This is a genomic window from Sutterella massiliensis (assembly GCF_016899755.1).
GTDB lineage: Bacteria > Pseudomonadota > Gammaproteobacteria > Burkholderiales > Burkholderiaceae_F > Sutterella > Sutterella massiliensis.
Window position 1 is genome coordinate 1 of sequence record NZ_JACJJC010000186.1, and the last position, 700, is coordinate 700.

At 53.4% G+C, this 700-nt stretch carries 2 protein-coding genes; one reads left to right on the top strand and one right to left on the bottom strand.

Annotation, left to right across the window (positions count from 1 at the left end; translation table 11 throughout):
* Positions 1 to 180 (top strand): hypothetical protein (locus H6A60_RS12065; protein ID WP_205104960.1); only part of this gene is annotated, 180 nt, incomplete at its 5' end.
* A gap of 23 nt (positions 181 to 203) precedes the next feature.
* Here H6A60_RS12065 and H6A60_RS12070 read toward each other — a convergent pair.
* A partial coding sequence (locus tag H6A60_RS12070) for an FAD-binding protein (RefSeq protein ID WP_205104962.1) occupies positions 204 to 700 on the bottom strand: 497 nt, incomplete at its 5' end.

A 700-nucleotide genomic window follows, 5' to 3' on the forward strand; every position in this document is an offset into this window, starting at 1 on the left:
GATAAGTCCCCTGGGTCATTTGATCCGGGGGATTTTTTTCACGCCAATCGTTCAACGAAACAAAAGAAGAATTCAGCTGCTTTTCTTTCTCTCCGAGGAACGGCGTGCTTAACTCACAAGGTGATTTGTGAAAAGAGGAGGGCAACGTACAACGAGTTGAACGTTGCCCTGCACGTGTAAGGCGTGACTAAAGAAAGGCTTATTTACGCCGCAGGCTTTTCTTTCGCCGCTTCTCTGCCTGCAATACGACCGAAGATCATGCATTCGGCATTGGAGGATGCGCCTTGGTAGACGCTCGTCCACATGGAGCCGAGTTCGCCGCAAATATAGAGATGCGGAATAGGATCGCCGTAGGCGTCAAGCACCTGGCATTTGGCGTTCTTCTTGGGGCCGCCCTGGCAGTTGTAAGCAACGGGGACGAGCTTCACGGCATACACGGGGCCGTCGAGACGAATCGGTGCGGACAACAAGTCGACATCGCGGCCTTCAAATACCACCTTGGCGTTCGGGTCCTTCATGATGCGGCGCCCGAACACGGTGTCTGCGCCTGTCTTCATGTCGGCATTCCATTTTTTGACGGTCTCAACCAAGTGCGGCATGTTGAGTTTTGCGGCCAGTTCTTCGATCGTCTCGGCCTTAATGATGACGCCCTTGCGAATTTCCTCGCTGTTGTCGGCACTCCACTTGTACTTCTCGCGAT